Source organism: Pseudomonas sp. LjRoot277, from assembly GCF_964253845.1.
In the GTDB taxonomy this organism is placed as follows: domain Bacteria; phylum Pseudomonadota; class Gammaproteobacteria; order Pseudomonadales; family Pseudomonadaceae; genus Aquipseudomonas.
Genome location: NZ_CAXURI020000001.1, coordinates 2,053,949 through 2,076,976, shown reverse-complemented (window position 1 = coordinate 2,076,976; position 23,028 = coordinate 2,053,949). Strand labels below are relative to the sequence as shown.

Annotated in this window: 20 protein-coding genes, 1 tRNA gene and 1 pseudogene; 6 read left to right on the top strand and 16 right to left on the bottom strand. The window is 58.3% G+C overall.

Features of this window, described 5'->3' with window-relative positions; all coding sequences use genetic code 11:
* Positions 1-16: 16 nt before the first annotated feature.
* Positions 17-712, bottom strand: a complete 696-nt coding sequence (locus ACSQ87_RS09845) for an HAD-IA family hydrolase (protein ID WP_046047919.1) — start codon at positions 710-712, stop codon at positions 17-19.
* Between the two features lie 263 nt (positions 713-975).
* Here ACSQ87_RS09845 and ACSQ87_RS09840 point away from each other — a divergent pair, with 263 nt between their 5' ends.
* Positions 976-5,772 carry an RHS repeat-associated core domain-containing protein gene (locus ACSQ87_RS09840; protein WP_223430696.1) on the top strand — a complete coding sequence of 1,599 codons (4,797 nt, stop codon included), beginning with the start codon at positions 976-978 and terminating at the stop codon, positions 5,770-5,772.
* A gap of 1 nt (position 5,773) precedes the next feature.
* Positions 5,774-6,091: a hypothetical protein gene (locus ACSQ87_RS09835; RefSeq protein WP_223430697.1), complete on the top strand. Its 318-nt coding sequence runs from the start codon at positions 5,774-5,776 to the stop codon at positions 6,089-6,091.
* Positions 6,092-6,624: 533 nt separating this feature from the next.
* Here ACSQ87_RS09835 and ACSQ87_RS09830 read toward each other — a convergent pair.
* From ACSQ87_RS09830 to ACSQ87_RS09790, 9 genes and pseudogenes are all read right to left on the bottom strand, one after another.
* A complete protein-coding gene (locus ACSQ87_RS09830) occupies positions 6,625-6,837 on the bottom strand; it encodes a hypothetical protein (protein ID WP_223430700.1) in 213 nt (70 codons plus the stop codon).
* A 108-nt stretch (positions 6,838-6,945) separates the two neighbouring features.
* A complete protein-coding gene (locus ACSQ87_RS09825; protein WP_046047922.1) occupies positions 6,946-7,134 on the bottom strand; it encodes a hypothetical protein in 189 nt (62 codons plus the stop codon).
* Positions 7,135-7,261: 127 nt separating this feature from the next.
* Complete coding sequence (locus ACSQ87_RS09820; protein WP_223430701.1) at positions 7,262-7,690, bottom strand: glycine zipper domain-containing protein; 429 nt, start codon at positions 7,688-7,690, stop codon at positions 7,262-7,264.
* A gap of 183 nt (positions 7,691-7,873) precedes the next feature.
* On the bottom strand, positions 7,874-8,245 hold the full coding sequence (locus tag ACSQ87_RS09815) for a bacteriocin (RefSeq protein WP_095130298.1): 372 nt from the start codon (positions 8,243-8,245) through the stop codon (positions 7,874-7,876).
* A 665-nt stretch (positions 8,246-8,910) separates the two neighbouring features.
* Complete coding sequence (locus ACSQ87_RS09810) at positions 8,911-9,231, bottom strand: YbjQ family protein (RefSeq protein WP_095130296.1); 321 nt, start codon at positions 9,229-9,231, stop codon at positions 8,911-8,913.
* Between the two features lie 34 nt (positions 9,232-9,265).
* Positions 9,266-10,190 (bottom strand): annotated as a pseudogene (locus ACSQ87_RS09805) (hypothetical protein).
* Between the two features lie 41 nt (positions 10,191-10,231).
* Positions 10,232-10,426, bottom strand: a complete 195-nt coding sequence (locus tag ACSQ87_RS09800; RefSeq protein ID WP_082555884.1) for a hypothetical protein — start codon at positions 10,424-10,426, stop codon at positions 10,232-10,234.
* A 328-nt stretch (positions 10,427-10,754) separates the two neighbouring features.
* Positions 10,755-10,844: transfer RNA gene (locus ACSQ87_RS09795), tRNA-Ser, on the bottom strand.
* A 93-nt stretch (positions 10,845-10,937) separates the two neighbouring features.
* Positions 10,938-11,087 (bottom strand): hypothetical protein, encoded by a 150-nt coding sequence (locus tag ACSQ87_RS09790; protein WP_185049171.1) that lies wholly within the window; start codon positions 11,085-11,087, stop codon positions 10,938-10,940.
* A gap of 64 nt (positions 11,088-11,151) precedes the next feature.
* Between ACSQ87_RS09790 and ACSQ87_RS09785 the strand changes: the two genes are divergently transcribed.
* From ACSQ87_RS09785 to ACSQ87_RS09775, 3 genes are all read left to right on the top strand, one after another.
* Positions 11,152-11,841 carry a crotonase/enoyl-CoA hydratase family protein gene (locus tag ACSQ87_RS09785; protein WP_223430704.1) on the top strand — a complete coding sequence of 230 codons (690 nt, stop codon included), beginning with the start codon at positions 11,152-11,154 and terminating at the stop codon, positions 11,839-11,841.
* A 213-nt stretch (positions 11,842-12,054) separates the two neighbouring features.
* Positions 12,055-12,777 (top strand): 1-acylglycerol-3-phosphate O-acyltransferase, encoded by a 723-nt coding sequence (locus ACSQ87_RS09780; protein WP_056744165.1) that lies wholly within the window; start codon positions 12,055-12,057, stop codon positions 12,775-12,777.
* 162 nt (positions 12,778-12,939) lie between these two features.
* Positions 12,940-13,911 carry a magnesium and cobalt transport protein CorA gene (locus ACSQ87_RS09775; protein ID WP_223430705.1) on the top strand — a complete coding sequence of 324 codons (972 nt, stop codon included), beginning with the start codon at positions 12,940-12,942 and terminating at the stop codon, positions 13,909-13,911.
* Positions 13,912-14,020: 109 nt separating this feature from the next.
* Here ACSQ87_RS09775 and ACSQ87_RS09770 read toward each other — a convergent pair whose 3' ends face one another.
* From ACSQ87_RS09770 to ACSQ87_RS09760, 3 genes are all read right to left on the bottom strand, one after another.
* Complete coding sequence (locus tag ACSQ87_RS09770) at positions 14,021-14,749, bottom strand: amidotransferase (RefSeq protein WP_223430706.1); 729 nt, start codon at positions 14,747-14,749, stop codon at positions 14,021-14,023.
* 95 nt (positions 14,750-14,844) lie between these two features.
* Positions 14,845-16,989, bottom strand: a complete 2,145-nt coding sequence (locus ACSQ87_RS09765) for a 3-hydroxyacyl-CoA dehydrogenase NAD-binding domain-containing protein (RefSeq protein ID WP_223430708.1) — start codon at positions 16,987-16,989, stop codon at positions 14,845-14,847.
* A gap of 29 nt (positions 16,990-17,018) precedes the next feature.
* Positions 17,019-18,224: an acetyl-CoA C-acetyltransferase gene (locus ACSQ87_RS09760; protein WP_223430709.1), complete on the bottom strand. Its 1,206-nt coding sequence runs from the start codon at positions 18,222-18,224 to the stop codon at positions 17,019-17,021.
* A 597-nt stretch (positions 18,225-18,821) separates the two neighbouring features.
* Between ACSQ87_RS09760 and ACSQ87_RS09755 the strand changes: the two genes are divergently transcribed.
* Positions 18,822-19,643 (top strand): c-type cytochrome, encoded by an 822-nt coding sequence (locus ACSQ87_RS09755; protein ID WP_223430808.1) that lies wholly within the window; start codon positions 18,822-18,824, stop codon positions 19,641-19,643.
* 132 nt (positions 19,644-19,775) lie between these two features.
* On the opposite strand, the gene ACSQ87_RS09750 is transcribed toward ACSQ87_RS09755, so the two are convergent.
* Genes ACSQ87_RS09750 through ACSQ87_RS09740 form a run of 3 tightly spaced genes read right to left on the bottom strand, consistent with a single transcriptional unit; the run spans position 19,776 to position 22,954 of the window.
* The gene (locus ACSQ87_RS09750) at positions 19,776-20,585 is read right to left on the bottom strand and encodes a transglutaminase family protein (RefSeq protein WP_223430710.1); all 810 of its coding nucleotides are present in this window, start codon (positions 20,583-20,585) and stop codon (positions 19,776-19,778) included.
* Positions 20,582-21,532 carry an alpha-E domain-containing protein gene (locus ACSQ87_RS09745; protein WP_111450675.1) on the bottom strand — a complete coding sequence of 317 codons (951 nt, stop codon included), beginning with the start codon at positions 21,530-21,532 and terminating at the stop codon, positions 20,582-20,584. Before ACSQ87_RS09745 ends, ACSQ87_RS09750 begins: the two co-directional genes overlap by 4 nt.
* A gap of 12 nt (positions 21,533-21,544) precedes the next feature.
* Positions 21,545-22,954 carry a circularly permuted type 2 ATP-grasp protein gene (locus ACSQ87_RS09740; protein ID WP_074874854.1) on the bottom strand — a complete coding sequence of 470 codons (1,410 nt, stop codon included), beginning with the start codon at positions 22,952-22,954 and terminating at the stop codon, positions 21,545-21,547.
* Positions 22,955-23,028: the final 74 nt, after the last annotated feature.

The following is a 23,028-nucleotide window of genomic DNA, read 5'->3' as shown; positions in this document are numbered from 1 at the left end:
TTTCATCTACGCAGCTTTAAGCCCATTCGAGCGCTGGCAAACCGCAAGCACTCGGCTTGAACGCTTTCAGCGTACGAAGAATGCCATCGGCGTGTGCGTATTTTTCGTCAGCCATCGCCGCATCCGGGATCGCAATCGCGGTCATTCCCGCCGCTTTCGCCGCCGTGACACCAAACGGTGAATCCTCGAACACCAGGCAATCTTCAGGCGCGACACCCAGGCGCCGCGCCGCCGTGAGGAAGATGTCTGGCGCCGGTTTGGCCGCGCCGACTTCCGGATCGTCAGCCGTCACGATGAAATCGAACAGCGCAAACCAGTCGCGATGCAAGGTAGTTTTTTGGCCGAACGACTGACGCGAAGAGCTGGTGCCCACCGCGATCGGAATGTTGTTGGCCTTCAGATGCCGAACCAGCTCCTGTGCGCCAGGCATCGCCAGCGCTGTAGGAAAACGCTCGCGCATCAGCGGTTCGCGGATCACCAGGAACTCTTCGGCGGTGATCGGCAGGTCCAGCGCCTCGACCACATAACGCGCCAGATCACCCGCGCCACGGCCGATGATGTTCTGTTTGACGCTCCAGTCGAAGACCCGACCGTAACGCGCGGCAATCATGGACGTGACCTCGGTGTAAATGCCCTCGGTGTCCAGCAACAAGCCGTCCATATCGAAAATCACGGCCTTGATCGGGCCGAATTGATTCAGCGGTGCATTCATCGCATCTGATCCGTTTTCTAATGACATCCCAGAGGCGGCTCAGGTACGGCCGGGTCCGCGATCGATTAAAGGATTCAGCAGCATAGCGAGCGCGGCGGGCATAGGGCAACGGGCAATGCCTGATCGGTACTAAAACCTGCGCCGAAGTGCTCTTCGTCATTTAGCGATTTCCCCTACACCAAACACTTACTTTCCCGACTTCTTTCCCCGCCGATCCCCCGCAAAGTCTCGCGCTCTGAATTGATCCGCGCGAGGGACTGCGAATGTTCATACCTGACAACCTCCTGGCCTTGAACAATACCATCGGGCTGCTGGTGGTCGCCGCCATGGACCCTGAGCAGCCGGATGTCGAAGCGCTGCTCGATGACTTTCGGCTGTGCCTCAATGACTACGATGTCTGGGCTGAAAGTTTCTGGACCGGCAAGGCCCTGGATGTCGAGCAAGTATTCAAGGTCGGCAATGAAGTCCGTCTAAGCGCGCCGATGCATTCCACCACATCTGTCAGTTCGACAGTCGCCGCGTGCCCGGACAGCGGTCCGTTGACCCTGGTGCATATGTTTGAGGCAGCGCGTTTCGTGCCGATTGGCAATACGCCGGTGATGCTTGAACCTTTGCTTTCCGAGGTGGCGGGTGAGCAGACGTTTGGCGAGCCGATCTACAACGAGATCGGCCCCAGCGGCATCCTGGAAATCCCCGATTGCCAGCGCGGCCAGGGTTATCGCATCACCTTCTTTCCCGATGTATCCGCTGATCACGTCAAAGCACTTTACGCCTCCTATCAGGGCGTCATCGGCGAGTTGGAAGGCTGGTTGCGCAACGAGTGGACGACCGAGTTCGAACCCGCGTGGGCCGGGTTCTCCCAAGCGAATTTCATCAAGCGCTACGGCATGCTGCAACAGGCCGATTGGCGCGGCTTCGAGAACTCGCTGAACGGTTTGTGGGATGACGTGAAACAGATTTACGCCCTGATCGCGGACCTGCAGGCCAACAGCGAAAAACTCCTCGAATACCTGACCCAATCCGAGCTTGAAACGCTGCTGAACGCCTCGGCGGAGTCCATCGCCAAGGTGTTGCTGATGCTGAGCGACGAACCGTTGATGTTCATTCATCTCGCGGCGTTCACCAGTTGGTTGAGGATGCTGCCGCCGCAGTACATCGCCGAGGTCGTGGCGGAAATTCGTACGGAGATATTGATCAGTTTCCTGCTCATGTGCCTCACCGGTCCTGCGGGACTGGAGTTGCGCCTGAGTGAGAAGGTGCTGTCCGGGATCAAGTCCCCGCAGACCCGGCAATGGCTGGCGGCCGCCAGTTTGCGATTGGCTGAGCTCACCGCCAGGTCCGACCTGACAGCCCACGCTGGCGCGCTCAAACCGCTGATGGTCAATGCCCGGAATGCACCGATCAAACCTGCGCCCGCCGTGCCGTTGCAAATCAGCGCAGGTGTTGCGCCGGTTTTGTTGGTGAAGAATCCGGTGGCCATTGCTCGCGACAAGTCTGAAGCCATGACCAGGATTGGCAGGCTGGAACATCGCGACGATGCTCCGGATCAAGCGCGAAACCCCAACGGTGACAGCGCCGATTGCGGACCGTTGACCTGTACCAATGGCTGTCCGGTATCGATGGTCACGGGCGAGGAACTGCTCACGCTGACCGATGGTTCACTGGACGGGATTTTGCCGTTCGACTTCACCCGGCTCTATCGTACCAGTGCGGTGGAGATCGATTGCGGGCTTGGATTCGGCTGGAGTCACAGCCTCGCCCATCACCTGGAAATCGATGGCGACACCGTCATCTGGATCGACCACGAAAACCGTCGCACCACGTTTCCGCTACCGAATATCGAGCGCCCGACGATTCACAACAGCCTGTCGCGGGCGGCGATTTATCTAGGTGACGAGCCGGAAGAACTGATCCTCGCCCTGGCTGGCGAAAAAGCGCGGTTTTTCCACTTTCGTGCAGGACGTCTGACGGCTATCAGCGATGCCTACGGCAATCGGCTGACTGTGCAGCGGGACACTTCTGACAGGATCAAACGCCTCGATAACGGCGTAGGGCGTTCCCTTCTACTGCGCTATGAGCGCCGGCACATCGTCGCCGTCGAGTATCAGCGTTTTCAGCCGGCCGACACTTTGGAAGACGCCTGGCGTACCGAGCAAACACTGGTTGCCTACCGCTATGACGCTCGTCATCGCTTGATCGAAGCGACCAATGCCGCCGGCGAAAGCGAACGCTACGACTACGACGATCAGCACGTGATTCTGCAGCGGCAGTTGGCCGGTGGGGCGAGTTTCTACTGGGAGTGGGAGCGTGCCGGCAAAGCGGCCCGGTGCGTGCGGCATTGGGCGACTTTTTCGCAGATGGACACGCGTTACGTCTGGGACGACAACGGCCGTGTGCTGGTTAAAAACGCCGACGGTAGCGAAGAGATTTACGAGCACGACGACCGGGCGCGACTGGTGCGCAAGGTCGAGCTGGACGGCGGCGAACACCTCAAGGCCTATGACGATCAAGGCCGGCTGCTTGCCGAGCAGGATCCGCTCGGCGCCGTCACCGAATACCGTTACGACGAGGTCGGACGGCTTATCGCGCTGATTCCGCCGGAAGACGAGCCGACGACCTACGAGTATCGCAACGGTTTCCTGCACGCGCGGTTTCGCGGCAAAGCCGTGTGGAAATATCAGCGCAATGCGCAAGGCGACATCACCGAAGCGACCGACCCTGACGGCCATGTCAGCCACTATCACTACGACGAACGAGGGCAGCTGCTGTCGATCCGCTACCCGGACAACAGTCGGCATGTGTTCGTCTGGAACGCTTTGGGGCAACTGCTTGAAGAGACCTTGCCGGATGGTGGTGTGCGGCGGTTTTCCTACGATGCGTTGGGGCAGCAGATTACCCGCCAGGACGAACACGGTGCCGTTACCCAGTATCAATGGGATGCCGTTGGACGACTGATCCAGGCGACTTTGCCTACCGGTGCCAATCGCACGTTCAGCTACAACGCCTACGGAAAAATCACCGCCGAACGCGATGAACTGGGCCGCGTCACCCGCTATGAATACATCGACGACTTGCACCTGGTCAGCCGCCGCATCAATGCCGACGGCACCCAGCTGAAGTACCGCTACGACAATGCCCAGCTGTTACTCACAGAGATAGAAAACGAATCCGGTGAAAAATATCAGCTGGACTACACGCCGAATGGCCTGATCCGACAGGAAACCGGATTCGACGGCCAACGCACGGCGTACGCCTACGACCTCAACGGCCAGCTGTTGGAGAAAACCGAGTTCGGTGAGGACGGCTCGCAGCCGGTGACGGCTTATCAGCGGGATTCGGCGGGAAGGTTGCAGGTCAAAACCTTGCCCGATGGCATCAAGGTTGAATACTGCTACGACAGCCTCGGCCGACTGGTCAGCGTCGACGACGGCCACGACCATCCGCTGGAGTTTGAGTACGACCAACAGGATCGCCTCATCACCGAACATCAGGGCTGGGGCACCTTGCGTTATGGCTACGACACCTGCGGTCAGCTGAATCGCCTGCGCCTGCCGGACGGCAGCAAACTCGATTACCACCACGCCAAGGGTGGCGCGCTGACGGCCATCGACCTCAACGGCGCGCGATTGACGTCACATACTTTCTTCGCCGGTCGCGAACTAAACCGCCAACAAGGCCTGTTGCTCAGCGATTATCAGTATGACGACCAAGGCCGTCTGAAAGCCCACGCTGTCAGCCAACACCTCCAACCGCTGTATCGCCGCGACTATGCCTACAGCGCCAAGGGCAACCTCGACTACATTGCCGACACCCGACACGGCCAACGCAGCTACCAATACGATCCACTCGACCGCCTGATCCGCGTCCGACATTCCCGCGATCAACAACCGGAAAGCTTCGCCCACGACCCGGCGGGCAACCTGCTGATGCAGGATCGTCCTGGCCCGACCACCGTCAAAGGCAATCGCCTGCTGATGCAAGGCGACCGCCATTACGACTACGACGCCTTTGGCAACCTCATCCGCGAACTCCGCGGCACCGGGCAAAAACTGGTCACCGAGTACCGCTACGACTGCCAACATCGGCTGATCGGCGCCACCCTGCCCAACGGCAGCCAGGCGACCTACCGCTACGACGCCTTCGGCCGCCGCATCAGCAAAACCGTCGACGGCAAAACCACCGAGTTCTTCTGGCAGGGCGACCACCTCGTCGCCGAAAGTAGCTGCGAGCACTACCGCAGCTACCTCTACGAACCGGGCAGCTTCCGCCCGCTGGCCATGCTCGATGGCAAAGGGCCGCACAAGGCCTGCCCGTTCTACTACCAACTCGACCACCTCGGCACACCGCAAGAACTCACCGACTACAGCGGCGATATCATCTGGGCCGCCCGATACACAGCCTATGGCCGCCTGACTCGCCTCAACCGCGACACCCATCAGGTACTGGATCAGCCGTTGAGGTTTCAGGGGCAGTATTTCGATGCGGAAACGGGTCTGCATTACAACCGGCATCGCTACTACAATCCGGATGTTGGACGATATTTGACGCCGGATCCGAGCAAGTTGGCGGGTGGGTTAAACGGGTATCAGTACACGCGGAACCCGACAGGGTGGGTTGATCCGCTGGGGTTGAGTGAGTGTCCGGGTGGGGATGGGTGTAAGCGGCCGGCGTTTGGGGATGAGGATCCGGCGGGGACGGCGAAGGTTGATGAGGGTGAGGCTCAACTACCGACCGCTTATACCCAATTTCCAAGCGACCCGAATGAACTGACAAAAGTTCTCGGTGTAGAACCTAAAATTTCGCAAACCAAACATGGAAGTAAAAGGATGGAGTGGCAACCGAACGCTGATACAAGCATCAGATTCGAAAGCCACCCTGGAGATGCAGGTCCATTTAACGAAAGGCACCACGGTGAGCATTATCATATTGAGCTCAAGCCTAGCCATTTGAGCTGGAAACAAGCGGAGAGGAAAAAGGCCATCATAAAGGTCAAGCCACAGAATTATCAGCTTGGCCATGGAACCGGCTTTCTCGTCGGTGAAAAGCATCCAGGTACTTAAAATGACTGTATTTCCGGTTTCAGACGGCACCATCGAAAGCATCACGTGTGAGCATGAAAACTTGTTTGTTGAGTTTCTAGATTGGCAGGAACAGCTTTGGATGGTTACTTTTCAGAATGTCTTAGCATTCAAGGCAGTTGGCGCCGTCGGTTGCGAGGTGTCAGAGATGTATGAGGAAGATGTCACATCGTTATCTGAGGAAGTAAGAGCATTGGATGCATCGGAAATCGGTACGAGTTATTGCTTCGCTGCTGCCAGAGATAACAACGTAATTTTGACTATAGTTGCAAGTGGCTACGTGGCCGAGAAATGTCCTTGATCTCTTGAAGTTACAAAGCCCAGCTCAATGCCGGGCTCGACTCTATCCGAAATATTTGGATTTTAACCGCCTGTGCCACTAGCTCCACCACCCGTTCCCCCCGCTCCACTCCCACTCCTCCCGGAATTCCCAGAACTACCGGACTCTCCAGACCCACTCCCAGAACCGCTCCCACTCGAACCTCCACCGCTCATCGCCCCGCTTCCCTTCTCCGGGCTGGTGCTACTTCCATTTGCATCACCACCATTCCCACCCTTAATAGCGCCAGGCGGCAACGCCTTCTCGTCCGCGGAGCCCGCATTCATTTCGGAGTACGGCGGCATCCCGCCCTTATCCACAGGTGCATCATTGCCGGAGGACTGGGCAAACGCCGACATTGAGCCGGCCGACAACACGCCGATCATCGTCAGGGCCGTCAATTTTGACCTGATCATGGTGTATCTCCTTTAAAAGGTGCGTACCTGATTTCTGGCAGCCATCGCTTTTCAAAGATGCCGCACAATCGACGAGCGGCGCTGAGCCACAGTGTATGTTCAGCTCGGTTCGTTTGAGCCGTCTTCACCGGCAATGTCCGGGTCGTCAGGTAGAGCTTCCACATCCCCGCGCTTCACTTCATCAGACGGTAATTGCTCTACAGCCGTGTCGTCATCAGGCGGACGTTGATCACGACTCAGGGGATCGGTCGGTGAAGGCAGCGGATATTCGGGGGTATCGTCGATGTCGGAGTCTTTCGGATCAGCGTTCATAAGGCACCTCTCTTGGGGCCTGAAAAGCAGGCCCTGAAGTTTCGAGGATTGCGCCATGCATTGCGTTCGATCAGAGAGACGATCGGTCGAGTCCGTCGCAAAGCAGGGTCAATCTTCGTCCTCATCCTCTTCTTCGTCTTCGAACTCGATATTTCCGACATCGCCCGCATCATCGGAATCATTGAGCGGCACTGTTGCATCATCCATCAACGAGCCTGGGTCTTCGTTTCCCGGATCGTTAATAAACGGAAGCCCGCTAGGGCCTTTTTCTTCCTTGCCTTCGGTTTCAGGAGTCATGGCATGCCTCACAACGTTCCAGGGTGTATGAAGTTCGAGGCGGCCCACGACCAAACGTTCCAGAGTCTTGGTCCAGAAATGAAAAACCCGGCGCTTGGCCGGGTTTCTGCTGTAGCTCAATGTCGAATCAGTGATGTTTGTTCTTGTGCTTGTTTTTATGCTTATGCTTGTAGCCGCTACCGGAGTGCGAACTGTCGTTATCGTTACCCAAGTTGTTGCCTACCGCCCCACCCGCCGCGCCGCCCAGGCCTGCGCCAATGGTCGAACCGGTCGAACCACCGACGCTATTGCCGATCACCGAGCCACCGGCCGACCCCAGGCCACCACCAATAGCCGCTTCTGTGCGACTGCCTTTGTTCGCGCCAACCGCGCTACCCGCCGCGCCGCCTACACCGGCGCCAATCGCGGCACCCGTGCTGCCGCCCATTTGCCGGCCGACCACGTCACCTAGTGCACCGCCAATACCACCGCCAACTGCAGCGGTGCCGTCACCGGCTGCCATTGCACCTTGAGCGACCAAAAGTCCCAGAACCAACGTGGACAATGTCAAACGCATGATATGAACCTCTAAATTCCGTATCGGGGGTAAGAGAACTCGTTACGGATGGCGTGAGTCTAGCTTTTTCATCACGCCAACCCTGATCGTTGGACAGCTGTAAATTAGAAGAGCGCGAAGAAGAAATATCCAGATACAAAAAGCCCGGCATCAAGCCGGGCTTTTTGAGCTGATCAATCAGGATCAGTGACGCTTGTGCCCTTTGGCCAGGTTGCTGCCTACGCCGCCGCCCAATGCACCGCCCAAGCCTGCGCCAATGGTGGAACCGGTCTTGCCGCCCAGGCTGTTGCCGATTATCGAACCGCCGGCCGCACCAACACCACCACCAATGGCGGCTTTAGTGCGGCTGCCTTTGCGTGCTCCAACAGCACTGCCGGCCGCGCCCGCGACACCAGCACCAATCGCTGCACCGGTGCTGCCGCCCATGCTCTGGCCGATCACATTACCCAGCGCGCCACCCAAACCACCACCGATGGCGGCAGTGCCGTCACCCGCAGCCATTGCACCTTGAGCAACCAAAAGCCCCAGAACCAGAGCAGGCAGAGTTAAACGCATGACAAAAACCTCAAAAAAAGGGGTAACCGAAAGGGGCGAGATTGAATGCTTTAGAGGAGACAAAGTCCAGACACGCACGGGCACAACCTCGCAATAGGCGACGGTTGGACAGCGTTTTTAGAAAAGGTTTTATGACAGGCAAAAAAAAGCCCGCTGGGGAACGGGCCAGGTACTGCTTTCTAACGGATGAGTTGAGCCTACGTAGGTAGGTGTGAAAAGTTTGTGAAAAAAAACACCGACAGCGAGTTATGTATCTGTAGTCCAAATCCCAACAACCGACCTTGTGAAAATGAAAACCCCGCTCAATGGCGGGGGCTGTCCGTTTGACGGTTACTTCCTGGAAGACGGCATCCTCTTGGGCAAGAAATTCGCCTTTTCGGATCGGGGCACCTTGGATTTCAATTTGGCGACCCGGGTCCGGTTTTCACCAAAGCCCGCCATATACTCCGCTTGACCACACTGCACGCAATTATTGATCGGAAACTCAGACCCGTCGTCTTCGATATACGAATCAGCCATACCTTTCCCCTCTCAAAAAAGGGTCGACACCGGCAAGCCCTATTTGCCTGAAAAATGTCGACCTTCAACGCTTTTGAGACTAGCCAGTCATTACTGGACTTGTAGTTCGGATTATTGCGTCCCCGACGAACGGCCTCGCGACTCAATCACCTCAACTTGACCGCCGTCCCGGTCACGAACACCACTACCATTCCGCCCTTCCCGGCCGGCATGCTGATCTCATAATCAAGCCCCACCACCGCATCAGCCTGAAGTGCCCGCGCCCGTTCCTTCAACTCGTCGGTTGCCTGAATCCGTGCTTCCTTCAACGCCCGCTCCAATGTCTGAGAGCGCCCACCGAAAAAATCCCGCATCCCGGCGAACATATCGCGGATCACGTTGACACCCTGCACCGACTCGGCACTGACGATGTCCAGATAGGCGGTGATTTGTCGGCCTTCGATGGTGTGGGTTGTGGTGGTGATCATTAAATTTCCTTCTTCATAGCCCGGGGATAATTACTCAAGGCAACCTGGACAGATGTTGAGCCAACGCATCAAACGCCGGCAAGGTGACCGGATCATTAGCCGAGTTACTGGCGACCGGGTGGGAGGCGTAGCGAACAATCACCATCTCGGCTTTCGGATCGACATAAATGCGCTGCCCATGCACCCCGCGCGCCATGAAGGCGCCGCCCTCTTTTTTGGTCACCCACCACATTGAACGGTAGCTCCAACCCTTCAACAAATCGTAACCCGCCTGGGCGAATGCCTGCTTGTCACCGCCGCGACGTATGTCGTCGACCACTGCTTTGGGCACGATTTGCTGACCGTTGAACTGGCCGTCATTACGCAACATCTCGCCAAATCGTGCCAGGTCACGCAAGCCGGTGTTCAAGCCGCCGCCGGCAAATGGGGTGCCAATGGAGTCCACCGTGAAATAGGCGTCCTGCTCAGTACCCAAACGGCTCCAGATCCGCTCCGACAGGCTTCAGCACGCCAAAGTAACGCTCGTAGACAACTTTCCCGCGATGCATCACCACAATCCCGTCGGTGTAGGTGGCCGCGAGAGATTGATCCCAGGTCATCGGAGCCTTCGCGCCCAGCGGGACGAAGCTGATCGCATCGATGTCTTTGCGCAGTGCAGATACCAATGGAAGCGGTGCACCGAGCCCCCGTGAAACGTTGATCGTAGGCATCAGTTGACGGAAGTTCGAGACACTCCAGCGCATCGCCGGGAACTGGAAATAGCTGCCATCTTCGAAACGTACGGTGCGATCTGCAGGTGGTGGCGAGCCGACCATCCAGCCTAGTTTTGCGGGGTCGCTGGCTATGGCGTCGGGGAAAGTCTTGGTTGTAGATGCGGTGGCGAATAAGGAGACGGTACTCATCAACACGGCGGTGAGGGAAATAGCTATGGCGCGGGAAGCGGCGCGAGGGTGAGACATAGTGTCGATTCCATTCGAGGGGCTTAGGGCAGTCCAACAGGTTAGAGCAGCTTGACCAACACTGCGGTGACAGTTGCGGTGACAGTGGCCACCGTGCCAATCAACCCAGTCGCTACAGCCACCGGATACCAAAAAGTCTCACGGGTCATCTTCCCGGCCTCGGCGTTCAGCTTGCGCTGCTCAGCCATCAGCTTGACGATCTCCACGTGAACCTTTTCCAGTTCGGCCTGTTTCATGGTGAATTCCTGCATAACGTGCGTTCGTCCTTCCAGATAATAGGCCGCGTCACGTGCCTTGCCGTTGATTCATTTTGCCCCCTTAAGGCGCATAGCGAATACCCCTCACGAAACGGCTCGAGTCAGGTGCCGAAACCTATGAAAGCACCCAGCTACCTGGCTTTCCAGCATTACTTCCCACATGCCTATCACCCGTCCTACATGAATTTCGGAAGCGCCTTCGCCGATGAGCGTGGGTCAATAACATTGCCATCCACAAAATCCAGACGCCAGAAACCACAAAACCCCTGACTTCTCTCGAAATCAGGGGTTTTGGTTACATCGAATTTGGCGGTGAAGGAGAGATTCGAACTCTCGATACAATTTCTTGTATACACACTTTCCAGGCGTGCTCCTTAAGCCACTCGGACACTTCACCGTATCTCTTCAAACAAGTTCTGTCTGTCGAGGCGCGCTAATGTAGTCGAAAGCTTTTCCGATGGCAAACTTTTTTTGCAGAATTTTCATGCGCTTAGCGTTTTAGTCGTTCGAGCAGGTTCCAGTCCATGGCAAACCCGCCAATCTCCGGCTTCGCGCCCTCCTCTATATAGAGGGGAATGCGCGGCTGGCGTGGCGGGCGACGCTTGCCGGGCGGGGAAAGGGTGACTGGGCGGTCAGTCACAGCGCTTTACCTGACCTGCGGCGGTGGGTAACGTCTGCCCTACTTTATTGAAAGGAATAGCGTCATGAGTGAGTTGATTTCTTACCATCTCGAAGACGGTATCGCGACCCTGACCTTGAGCAATGGCAAGGTCAATGCCATCTCTCCAGACGTGATTGCTGCGTTTAACGCCGCGCTGGATCGGGCGGTGACTGATCGTGCGGTGGTGATCATTACCGGTACGCCCGGGATGCTGTCGGGCGGTTATGACTTGAAGGTGATGACCTCCGGTCCTAAAGAAGCCGTGGCGCTGGTGACTGCCGGTTCAACCCTGGCCCGTCGTCTGTTGGCGCACCCGTTCCCGGTGATCGTGGCATGCCCTGGGCATGCGGTGGCCAAGGGCGCGTTCCTGCTGTTGTCGGTGGATTACCGCATTGGTGTCGACGGCCCGTTCACCATTGGTTTGAACGAAGTGCAGATCGGCATGACCATGCACCACGCCGGTATCGAGCTGGCCCGTGATCGTCTGCGCAAGTCGGCATTCCATCGCTCTGTGATCAACGCTGAGATGTTTAATCCGCAGAGCGCCGTGGATGCCGGTTTCTTCGACCTGGTGGTGTCGGCGGAAGAGCTGCAAGGCGCGGCGCTGGCAGCGGCTCGTCAGTTGAAGAAGATCAACATGACCGCTCACAAGCACACCAAGCTCAAAGTACGCAAAGCACTGCTGGAGACGCTGGACAACGCGATCATCCAGGATCAGGAGGTTTTGGGTTAAACCCAAACGTGCCGCACCGAAAAGCCCGACCATCGTGTCGGGCTTTTTCTTACGCGCTCCGTTGAAAAGCCTACAACCGCTCTAGATCGCGTCTGACCCATAAGTCGGAAACATGCGCTCAAACATCGCCTATCTCCCACCTCTATAGCGGCAATTGCCGAAAACAGTGCACATCCGTACACTGCGCCACCTTTTGTCCCGGTGGGCCTGTAAATGCTGTTTGTGTTTCGTATGTTATTGATGGGCCTGCACTTTATTCTGGCTGGTGTGCTCGGGGTGATTCTCGGTCTGTGCCGACCTTTCAATCCGGATAACAGCCGTTTGTGCGCGCGTCTTTATGCATGGCCGGCGATGTGCATTTTGCGTCTGCGGGTGAAGGCCGACGTCGGACCTCTGATGGATAAACCCGACAGCTGTGTGATCATTGCCAATCACCAGTCCAACTACGATCTGTTTGTGTTCGGCAACGTGGTGCCCCGCCGCACCGTGTGTATTGGCAAGAAGAGTCTGAAATGGGTACCGCTGTTTGGTCAGTTGTTCTGGCTGGCGGGCAATGTGCTGATCGATCGCGGCAATGCGCAGAAAGCGCGTCAGTCGATGCTGACCACTACCCACACGCTGCAGAATGAAGACACGTCGATCTGGGTCTTCCCGGAAGGCACACGCAACCTGGGCGAAGAGTTGCTGCCGTTCAAGAAAGGCGCCTTTCAAATGGCCATTGCCGCCGGAGTGCCGATTGTTCCGGTGTGTGTCAGCAGTTACGTTAAACACATGCGATTGAACCGTTGGCGCAGTGGGAAGATTCTGATCCGCTCGTTACCGGCGATTCCTACAGCTGGATTGAGCCTGGATGACATGCCGCTGCTGATTGCCCAGTGCCGCGAGCAGATGCGCGAGTGCATCGCTTCGATGGATCGGCAACTGCAAGCCGCGTAAAAGAAACCCGCCTTGTGCGGGTTTTCTTTTGTCTGCGAGCTTTTGCCTACGAACTCCGCAGATTTCACTGACTCTCAAGCAGCAGACAGGGCTAAGCTGGAGACTGCCTGCCACTGCCATCTTTGCTAATAGAAAGCTGCCAATAAGAAGTGAATCACTATCATGGGTAGAGTTGTTGCTGCTGCGGTTTATAGCGCCGGTAAGAAAGTCACCAATATCACCCTCGACGAAGGCGCTGCCTGGGCGGCAAAGCCTGGCCACTTTGTCTGGATCGGCCTTGAAGAGCCAAACGCCCAAGAGCTGTTCAATCTGCAACGTCAGTTCAACCTGCACGAACTGGCCATCGAAGACGCCCTGGAAAAACACAGTCGACCGAAACTGGAAACCTTCGGCGACGCGCTGTTCATCGTCACGTATTCGCCGATCCGGCATGAAGGCAAACTGCAGTTCATCGAGACGCATATCTTTGCCGGCAACGGTTACATCATTACCGCACGCAATGGTCACTCGGCGTCCTACGCCCATGTCCGACAGCGCTGTGAGGCGCGTCCGCTGTTGCTGGAGCACGGGGAAGATTTCGTACTCTATGCCATCCTCGACTTCGTGATCGAAAACTACCAGCCCGTGGGCGAGGCGATCCACGCTGAGATCGATGAACTGGAACGCAATGTCATGTGTAGCTCCCTGAACGAGCGCGACATTCAAAAACTCCACAGCCTGCGCCGCGATGTATTGCGCTTGCGCCGGTTTGCGGCGCCGATGGTGGAGATCGGTGAGGAATTGCAGAAGCTGAGCTTCCCGTTTATCGACAAGAACATGCGGCCTTACTTTCGCGATGTGCAGATCCACGTCACGCGGCAGATGGAAGACTTGACGACCCTGGCGGACATTGCCAGCCAGACCATTGAGGTTGGGGTGTTGCTGGAGGCGTCACGCCAAAGCGTGGTGCAGCGCAAATTTGCGGCGTGGGCGGCGATTCTGGCGTTCCCGACGGCGGTGGCGGGGATTTACGGGATGAACTTCCAGAACATGCCGGAGTTGAGTTGGCATTACGGGTATTTCGGGGTGTTGGGGTTTATTGCAGTGGGTTGCGTGGGTTTGTGGGCGAGTTTCAAGAAGTCGGGGTGGTTGTAGCCATTACCGAGGAGCCTGTGACATTCGCGAGCAAGCCCGCTCCCACAATGATCTCTGCAACACCAGAGATCCACTGTGGGAGCGGGCTTGCTCGCGAAGCTTTTATCTTTTAAACCGCCCCGGCTTCTGGCTTGTGCGCCACAAACCGCATCATCCACTCCGCAACGGTAGTGCCGTGATGCTCGTGCTCAAGGCTCGCCATACCTTTCGAATAAATCTGCTCGCCCAGCGCTTCCTGACGAATATCCAACAGCGCGCGCGAGTAATCGTGAATGAATTCCGGATGCCCCTGGAAGCACAGCACCTGATCGTTGATGTGGTACGCAGCGAACGGGCAGAAATCGCTGGAAGCAATGACCGTGGCGTTTTCCGGGAGCGCGGTGACCTGGTCCTGATGGCTGATCAACAAGGTCAGCTCCTCCCTCACCGGGCTCATCCACGGCGCCTTGGCGGCGAGTTTGTAGTTGTGGGTGCCGACGCCCCAGCCTTGGGTCGCGCGTTCACTCTTACCACCCAGCAGCAGCGCCAACAGTTGATGGCCGAAGCACACGCCCAGCAGTTTGTCGCCGCGCTCGTAGCGGGTCAGCAGGTAAGCCCTGAGGGTTTCAATCCACGGGTCGGCGCCGAAAGAATCGGCCTTGCTGCCGGTGACCAGATAGGCATCGAACGTCAGCTCATTGCTGGGATATTCGCCCTGCATCACGTTGTACACGGTGAACTCGGCAGCGATGGGTTGCTGCGAAAACAGACGCTGGAACATCTGCCCGTAACCCTGATATTGATCGACCAGTTCCGGACGCAGGATGTCAGTTTCCAGAATGCAGATGCGTAACGACATAAAAAATACCTGACACTTGATGGGAATAATGCACACCCCTGAGCCTGCCTTGAAACACAGTGGCAAGGCAAGCCCCGGAATGCGTCATCCGTCCCCTAAAACGCCTCCCCTTTAGCCGCTTTCTCCAGCAGTAGCGCAGGAGGTGCGAATCGCTCGCCATACTGCTCAGCCAGGTACTGGGCGCGGGCGACGAAATCTTTCACGCCGTACTGGTTGATGAACTGCAGCGCGCCACCGGTCCAGGCGGCGAAGCCGATGCCGAAGACCGATCCGACGTTGGCGTCCGCCGTCGAGGTCAACACACCCTCCTCCACACAGCGCACGGTTTCGATGGCTTGCACGAACAGCAGTCGATCACGCACGTCCTTCGGCGAAATCTGCCCGTCAGCCTTCTCGAAACAGCTTTTCAGCTCTGGCCACAGTTGCTTCTGCCCACGGGCCGGATAATCGTAGAAACCACCACCAGCAGCCTTGCCCGGACGCTTGTATTCGTAGAGCAGCAAGTCAATCACAGCGAACGCCGGATGCTCAATCAGCGGTTTCCCTTCTGCTTGCAGGTCTTTGGCGGTTTGCCGGCGGATATGGCTCATCAAGCTGAGGGAAACTTCGTCGGAGATCGCCAGAGGTCCGATCGGCATGCCGGCCTTGCGCGCTTCGGTCTCGATCATCGGCGCGCTCACGCCTTCGCCCAGCATGGCGATGCCTTCGTTGGTGAATGTGCCGAACACCCGCGAGGTGAAGAAACCGCGACTGTCGTTGACCACAATCGGCGTTTTCTTGATTTGCAGGACGAAATCGAACCCGCGAGCCAGGGTTTCGTCACTGGTGTGGGCGCCTTTGATGATTTCCACCAAGGGCATTTTCTCCACGGGGCTGAAGAAATGCAGGCCGATGAACTTGCTCTGATCCGGCACGGCGGTCGCGAGGCCGCTGATCGGCAAGGTCGACGTATTGGAAGCAATCACCGCATCCGGGCCAACGACTTTTTGCGCCGCCGAAGAGACCTTGGCTTTCAGATCGCGATCTTCAAATACCGCTTCAATGATCAGATCGCAACCGGCCAGATCGGCGTCGCTTTCAGTAGGGTGAATTCGCGCCAGGGTTGCATCGCGCTGATCGGCACTCAATTGGCCACGCGCAACCTTCTTGTCCAGCAGCGCAGCCGAATGAGTCTTGCCCTTCTGTGCAGCCGCAAGATTGATGTCCTTGAGCACCACGTCGATGCCGGCCGACGCGCTGACAAAAGCGATTCCGGCGCCCATCATGCCTGCGCCCAGCACACCCACGCGACGCGTCACGTAGGGCGAAAAGCCCTGAGGCCGTGAGCTACCGGCATTGATTTCGTTAAGCTGGAACCAGAACGTGCCGATCAGGTTTTTCGACACCTGGCCGGTGGTCAATTCGGTGAAGTAGCGGGTTTCGATCAAGTGCGCGGTGTCGAAATCCACCTGGGCACCTTCTACCGCAGCGCAGAGGATTTTCTCTGGCGCGGGCAGGCAGCCCTGGGTTTTGCTGCGCAGTATCGACGGCGTGATGGCCAGCATTTGCGCGACTTTCGGGTCCGACGGCGTACCACCGGGAATCTGGTAACCCTTTACGTCCCAGCGCTGCACAACCGAAGGATTGGCGATAATCCAGGCGCGAGCCTTGGCCAGCAGTTCATCACGATCCGCCGCCAACTCATCAATCAAACCCGCCCGCAACGCCTGCTGCGGCCGGACTTTCTTGCCCTCGAGCAGGTACGGCAAGGCTTTTTCAATACCGAGCATCCGCACCATGCGCACCACCCCGCCGCCGCCCGGCAACAGGCCGAGGGTCACTTCCGGCAAGCCGAGTTGCACCGAAGAATCGTCCAGCGCAACCCGGTGATGGCACGCCAGGCAGATTTCCCAACCGCCGCCCAACGCGGCGCCGTTGATCGCGGCGACCACCGGTTTACCGAGGGTTTCCAGGGTACGCAGCTGCCCTTTGAGTGTCAGCACCATGTCGTAAAAGGCTTTGGCTTCGGGCTTGCCGACCTTGATCAGTTCGTTGAGGTCGCCGCCGGCGAAGAAGGTTTTCTTGGCCGAGGTAATGATCACGCCGGCGATGGTGTCTTTGTCAGCAACGAGTCTGGCAACACACGCGGCCATGGCTTCGCGGTAGACCGCGTTCATGGTGTTGGCGCTCTGGCCCGGCATGTCGATGGTCAGGACGACGATCTGGTCCTGACCTTTTTCGTAACGGATGGCTTCGGTCATGAAAGGGTTTCCTTGAAATCGGTCGGGGCTCAGAGGCGTTCGATGATGGTGGCGATGCCCATGCCGCCGCCGACACACAGCGTCGCGAGGCCATAGCGCAGGCGCCGGGTTTCCAGTTCATCGAGCAACGTGCCGAGGATCGCGCAGCCAGTGGCACCCAGCGGGTGGCCCATGGCGATGGAGCCACCGTTGACGTTGACCTTGTCCGGATCGATCGCCATGTCCTTGATGAATTTCAGCACCACCGAGGCAAAGGCTTCGTTGACCTCGAACAGGTCGATGTCTTCGACCCGCAGCCCGGCTTTGGCCAGTGCCTTACGGGTGGCCGGCGCAGGGCCGGTGAGCATGATGGTCGGATCGGTGCTGGTGACCGCGGTGGCGACGATCCGCGCCCGTGGTTGCAAGCCCAGCGCCCGGCCCTTGGCTTCGGAGCCGATCAGCATCAGCGCCGCGCCATCGACGATCCCGGAACTGTTACCCGCCGTGTGCACGTGGTTGATCCGCTCAACATGGCTGAAGACCCGAAGCGCGGTGGCATCGAAGCCCATTTGCCCGATCATCTCGAAGCTCGGCTTGAGCTGGCCCAAGCCTTCCAGGGTCGATCCGGCGCGGATAAATTCATCGTGATCGAGCAGGATGATGCCGTTCTGGTCCTGCACCGGCACCAGCGATTTGTTGAACGAACCATCGGCCCTTGCCCGCGCAGCCTTTTGCTGGGAGTGCAGCGCATAGGCATCGACGTCTTGACGGCTGAAGCCTTCAATCGTGGCGATCAGGTCAGCGCCCACGCCTTGAGGGGCGAAATGGCTGTGAAAACTGGTTTCCGGGTCCTGCGCCCAAGCGCCGCCATCGCTGCCCATCGGCACGCGAGACATGGACTCGACGCCGCCGACCACCACCAGGTCTTCGAAGCCGGAACGCACTTTCATCGCGCCGAGGTTCACCGCCTCCAACCCCGAGGCGCAGAAGCGGTTGATCTGCAAACCCGCCACGCTGACGTCCCAATCCGCCACCTGAGTCGCGGTTTTGGCGATGTCGGAACCCTGGTCGCCGATGGGCGTCACGCAGCCCAGTACCACATCGTCGACCTGACTGGTGTCGAGGGATGTACGCTGTTGCAGCGCCGTGAGCAGCCCGGCTACCAGGTTCACCGGTTTGACGCTGTGCAAGGCGCCATTGGCCTTGCCTTTGCCGCGGGGCGTGCGTAACGCGTCGAAAATAAAAGCGTGGGTCATGACGTTCTCGAACCTGGGCAGGGGAGTAAATTCAGAGTTCCCACCTTAGGCCGAGCAGGCCTGGATTCAATGACCGCAGTGCTCACAGATGTTGACGGTCACGCTCAGACGGACGGTAGGCAACCACCGGATTAACCGATTCAGGACACCAAGCTGTCTAGCAAACGGGCGCCCAAGAAGCTGGCAATAGGCCTCATGCCTTTTTAAGAGCAATTTATGTGAAGCCCATACGAAATGGATCTAAACCAAGCGTGACGCGGGCTCTAAGGTGAACTTGTACGAAGTTGTCGTCGGGTTTTGCCGAGGCGCTCGTCAAACAGGAAGTGCAACGCTCTGCCGTCATGGAGAAATGCAGGCAGGCATCAGGAAATAACAATAAAGGCGGTCAAGCCATGTTCAAACAATCGAAAGTACGTCAAGCCGGGCTCATTCTTTTCGCCACTACGCTGTTGTTGATTTTGCCGAACCTGACCAAGGTGATCGGCTAGTCGGTCAATAAAAAATTCGGCGCCAGGTTTTATATCGCCCTCTAAAAATATGACGGGTTCGCTACCCGGGCCCGCGTGGGTGTGCCAACCTTTGCGGCACTTTCACGACATGGACGGCGATCACTTGAAAACGCTCATTCTGTTTGGGGCCTTGCTGCTCAGCACGCCTCTGTCTGCCGCACAGCTGAACCTTGAGCTCGGCGCGAGCAGTCGCACCTGGCAAACCGAGGAGTTGCTCAAGCATCCTCAGGTTCAGACCATCACCATTAGCAACGACGTTTCCTACAAACGGGACATGAGCTATCGCGCTGTTCCGGTGGCTGCGTTGTTGACGGGCATCAAGCCTGAAGACCATTTACAAGCGGTAGCCCTGGATGGTTTTGCCGCAGAACTGTCAGCCGCGCCGTTGCTCAATACCCAAGGTGCGCGGGCCTGGCTGGCGATTGAAGACCCGGCCAAGCCGTGGCCGCCGCTGTCAGAGGGAAAGCACAGTGCGGGACCGTTCTATCTGGTCTGGACCGATCCACAAGCGGGCAATATCAGCCCCGAGCAATGGCCATTCGAAGTAGCGAGCATCAAGCGCATGGCCCCAGTGGCCGAGCGCTTCCCTGCCCTGCTGCCCGATCCGGCGTTGAAGGCTGACGACCCGGTGAACAAGGGCTTTGCGCTGTTTCAGAAGAATTGCCTGGCGTGCCATCGATTGAACGGCGCCGGGGATGCGCAGTTTGGACCGGACCTGAATATTCCGTTTAACCCGACCGAGTACTTCGGCGCGGATTTCCTCAAACGCTACATTCGTGATCCGCAGAGCTTGCGCCAGTGGCCACAGGCGAAGATGCCCGGATTTTCGGCGACGGTGCTGCCGGACGGGGACCTGGAGAGGTTGGTGGGGTATTTGAAGCACATGGCTGGGCGCAAGGTTAAACCCTAGCCTTGTGTTGCCTGGACTGGCCTCTTCGCGAGCAAGCCCGCTCCCACATTGGATCTTCTGCGAACACGGGATTTGTGCCCGACAAGGATTAAATGTGGGAGCGGGCTTGCTCGCGAAGCGGTATCCCCGATCCTACTGTTGTTGTACGGAGATAACTGGCACCGGTGTCGGTGACACAAACACCTTCGCATGCATCTGCTCGCAACCACCGCCACGTCGCATGCCGCGCACCGGGCAGGCATCCAGGTAATCCAGGCCCACCGCCAGTTTCAGATGACGCTCAGGCCGCGCCAATTCATTGGTCACGTCAAAGCTGTACCAGGCGTCATCGAGCCAGGCTTCCGCCCAGGCGTGACTGGCCAGGTGTTCGCTGTTCTCGCTGTACAAATAACCCGACACATAACGCGACGGAATGCCCAGGCTACGGGCGCAGGCGAGAAACGCGTGGGTGTGGTCCTGGCAGACGCCCGAACGCCCGGCGAAGGCCTGGGCGGCGCTGGTGTCCACTTCGGTGGAGCCCGGCGTGTAGGTCATGTGCTGGTTCAGGCCATGCATCAAGTCGATCAGCGCCGTGCGATCCCGGCGTTGCTTGCACTCCTTCTCGGCGAACGCACGCAGGGCTTCGTCGGCTTCGGTCAGGCGCGTAAAACGCAAGAACGGCAGCGCCGACTGGCTTTCATGCTCCGCCTCGCGCAATTCGTCGATGTCCACCTGGCCCCGGGCGCCGATGATGATCGCCTCGTGGGGCTCGTCCATGGTCAGCACGTGCAGGATGTTGCCGAACGGATCGAGTTGCGCACGCACCGGGCGCGGCAAGTCGAGCTGCCAGCTGAGCACGTGCTGGCGCTCGCTGTCGTGGGGTGTCAGTCGCAGGTACTGGATGCTCGCCCGCACCTGATCTTCATAGTGATAGGTGGTCTCGTGGCTAATGGAAAGTCTCATGCAGCCTCCAGGTAGGAACTGTGTATGGCGTTACCCAACTGGCGCACCAGCGGGATGAACTCGGTCAGCCAGGCGTGCAGGCCTTCGTCGAGAATTTCGGTGATGCCGGTGTAACGCAGGCGCGCGTCAATTTCCGCTGCCAGACGTTGCGCGGGACGGCCGTTGGCCCCCGGCAGCTGGGCAAGGATCTGGTCGATTTCTTCGGTGCAGGCCCGCAGCGAACGCGGAACGTCTGCGCGCAACAACAGCAACTCAGCCACATGCCGGGCGCCGGGTGCGTCGCGGTAGATCTCGGTGTAGGCCTCGAACGAGGACAACGCCCGCAGCAAAGCACTCCACTGGTAATAGGCGTGAGCGGTGCCATCGCTGACCGCTTCGGCCTGATCACCAGCCATTTCGTAGCGGGCGTCGAGCAGGCGCAACGTGTTGTCGGCCCTTTCGATAAACGTCCCCAGACGAATAAAGCGGAACGCGTCGTTACGCATGATCGTGCCGTAGGACGCGCCGCGGAACAGGTGGGAACGTTCCTTGATCCACTCGCAGAAACGGCTCATGCCGTATCGACTCAAGCCCTGATCGGCAATCCCGCGGATTTCCAGCCAGGTGGCATTGATGTTTTCCCACATGTCGGCGGTGATTCGCCCACGTACCGCATGGGCACTGGCCCGCGCGGCGCCGAGGCAGCTGTAGATGCTCGCCGGATTGGCCGCGTCCAGGGCGAAGAAATGCAGCAGCCGTTCGGCGTGCAATTCGCCGTGGCGCTCCAGGTAATCGTCCAGGGTGCCGGTGATCAACAACGGCATGGCGAGTTCATGCAGGCCGTCACCACGGCCATCCTGTGGCATCAGCGACAGCGAATAACTGATGTCGAGCATCCGTGCGAGGTTTTCCGCCCGCTCCAGGTAACGCGACATCCAATACAAATCCGAGGCAGTTCTACTTAACATGGCAGGCTTCCTTCAATCCTCGACCACCCAGGTGTCCTTGGTTCCACCGCCCTGGGATGAATTCACCACCAGAGAGCCTTCGCGCAGGGCAACACGGGTCAAACCGCCGGGCACAACCCGGGTTTCGCGGCCAGACAATACAAACGGACGCAGGTCGATGTGGCGTGGAGCAATGCCGTTTTCGACAAAGGTCGGACAGGTCGACAGGGACAACGTCGGTTGCGCGATGTACGCGTGGGGCTTGGCTTTGATCCGCGCGCGGAAAGACTCGATTTCCGCCGCCGTCGCCGCCGGCCCCACCAGCATTCCGTAACCGCCGGAGCCCTGGGTTTCCTTGACCACCAGTTCCGGAAGATTGGCCAGTACGTGGGACAGTTCAGAGGGATTACGACACTGCCACGTCGGCACATTCTTCAGAATCGGCTCTTCATCCAGATAGAAACGGATCATGTCCGTGACGAATGGATACACCGACTTGTCGTCCGCGACCCCAGTGCCGATGGCATTTGCCAGCACCACGTTGCCGGAGCGGTACGACGACAGCAGCCCTGGCACGCCAAGCATCGAGTCCGGGTTGAACGCCAGCGGATCGAGGAATGCGTCGTCGAGGCGACGGTAGATCACGTCGACGGCTTTCGGTCCGTCCGTGGTGCGCATGAACACCTTGTCATCCCGCACGAACAGGTCCGCGCCTTCCACCAGTTCAACGCCCATTTCCCGCGCCAGAAACGCATGTTCAAAGAACGCGCTGTTGAAACGACCCGGCGTCAGTACCACCACGCTCGGGTTATCAATCGGGCTGGAGCTTTTCAGGGTGTCGAGCAACAGGTTCGGATAGTGGTCGATAGGGGCAATGCGCTGGGCCGCGAACAGCTCGGGGAACAACCGCATCATCATCTTGCGGTCTTCCAGCATGTAGCTGACGCCGCTCGGTGTACGAAGGTTGTCTTCAAGCACGTAGTACGTACCGTCGCCATCGCGTACCAGATCGACCCCGGAGATGTGGGAATAGATATCGCGGTGCAAATCCAGCCCTTGCATCGCCAACTGGTATTGCTCGTTGGCCAGCACTTGCTCGGCCGGGATGATGCCGGCCTTGATGATGCGTTGCTCGTGATAGAGGTCGGCGAGGAACATGTTCAACGCCTTGACCCGCTGAATGCAGCCGCGCTCGACAACTCGCCATTCACTGGCGGGGATGCTGCGGGGGATGGTGTCGAAGGGAATCAGGCGCTCTGTCCCTTGCTCATCACCATAGAGCGTGAATGTAATCCCGGCGCGATGAAATAACAGATCGGCCTCGCGTCGCCGTTGTGCCAAAAGCTCGTCAGGCGTTTCGGCCAGCCAACGGGCAAACTCCCGATAATGCGGGCGGACCTGGCCGCCGGCATCGTACATCTCATCAAAATAGGTGCGGATCATGCCGTACTCCTTGTCACCCGGACATCTGGGCTTCGCAAAGCCCGTGCCATCGGCATAAACGCTTTGATATCAAT

Excerpts from the sequence above, each read along its gene's own strand:
- ACSQ87_RS09750 (WP_223430710.1), bottom strand. The coding sequence starts at position 20,585 with ATGAGACTTTCCATTAGCCACGAGACCACCTATCACTATGAAGATCAG.
- ACSQ87_RS09760 (WP_223430709.1), bottom strand. The coding sequence starts at position 18,224 with ATGACCCACGCTTTTATTTTCGACGCGTTACGCACGCCCCGCGGCAAA.
- ACSQ87_RS09800 (WP_082555884.1), bottom strand. The coding sequence starts at position 10,426 with ATGAAACAGGCCGAACTGGAAAAGGTTCACGTGGAGATCGTCAAGCTG.
- ACSQ87_RS09845 (WP_046047919.1), bottom strand. The coding sequence starts at position 712 with ATGAATGCACCGCTGAATCAATTCGGCCCGATCAAGGCCGTGATTTTC.
- ACSQ87_RS09770 (WP_223430706.1), bottom strand. The coding sequence starts at position 14,749 with ATGTCGTTACGCATCTGCATTCTGGAAACTGACATCCTGCGTCCGGAA.
- ACSQ87_RS09810 (WP_095130296.1), bottom strand. The coding sequence starts at position 9,231 with ATGATCACCACCACAACCCACACCATCGAAGGCCGACAAATCACCGCC.
- ACSQ87_RS09835 (WP_223430697.1), top strand. The coding sequence starts at position 5,774 with ATGACTGTATTTCCGGTTTCAGACGGCACCATCGAAAGCATCACGTGT.
- ACSQ87_RS09765 (WP_223430708.1), bottom strand. The coding sequence starts at position 16,989 with ATGACCGAAGCCATCCGTTACGAAAAAGGTCAGGACCAGATCGTCGTC.
- ACSQ87_RS09775 (WP_223430705.1), top strand. The coding sequence starts at position 12,940 with ATGGGTAGAGTTGTTGCTGCTGCGGTTTATAGCGCCGGTAAGAAAGTC.
- ACSQ87_RS09820 (WP_223430701.1), bottom strand. The coding sequence starts at position 7,690 with ATGCGTTTGACATTGTCCACGTTGGTTCTGGGACTTTTGGTCGCTCAA.
- ACSQ87_RS09825 (WP_046047922.1), bottom strand. The coding sequence starts at position 7,134 with ATGACTCCTGAAACCGAAGGCAAGGAAGAAAAAGGCCCTAGCGGGCTT.
- ACSQ87_RS09830 (WP_223430700.1), bottom strand. The coding sequence starts at position 6,837 with ATGAACGCTGATCCGAAAGACTCCGACATCGACGATACCCCCGAATAT.
- ACSQ87_RS09780 (WP_056744165.1), top strand. The coding sequence starts at position 12,055 with ATGCTGTTTGTGTTTCGTATGTTATTGATGGGCCTGCACTTTATTCTG.
- ACSQ87_RS09785 (WP_223430704.1), top strand. The coding sequence starts at position 11,152 with ATGAGTGAGTTGATTTCTTACCATCTCGAAGACGGTATCGCGACCCTG.
- ACSQ87_RS09840 (WP_223430696.1), top strand. The coding sequence starts at position 976 with ATGTTCATACCTGACAACCTCCTGGCCTTGAACAATACCATCGGGCTG.
- ACSQ87_RS09755 (WP_223430808.1), top strand. The coding sequence starts at position 18,822 with ATGGACGGCGATCACTTGAAAACGCTCATTCTGTTTGGGGCCTTGCTG.
- ACSQ87_RS09815 (WP_095130298.1), bottom strand. The coding sequence starts at position 8,245 with ATGCGTTTAACTCTGCCTGCTCTGGTTCTGGGGCTTTTGGTTGCTCAA.
- ACSQ87_RS09745 (WP_111450675.1), bottom strand. The coding sequence starts at position 21,532 with ATGTTAAGTAGAACTGCCTCGGATTTGTATTGGATGTCGCGTTACCTG.
- ACSQ87_RS09740 (WP_074874854.1), bottom strand. The coding sequence starts at position 22,954 with ATGATCCGCACCTATTTTGATGAGATGTACGATGCCGGCGGCCAGGTC.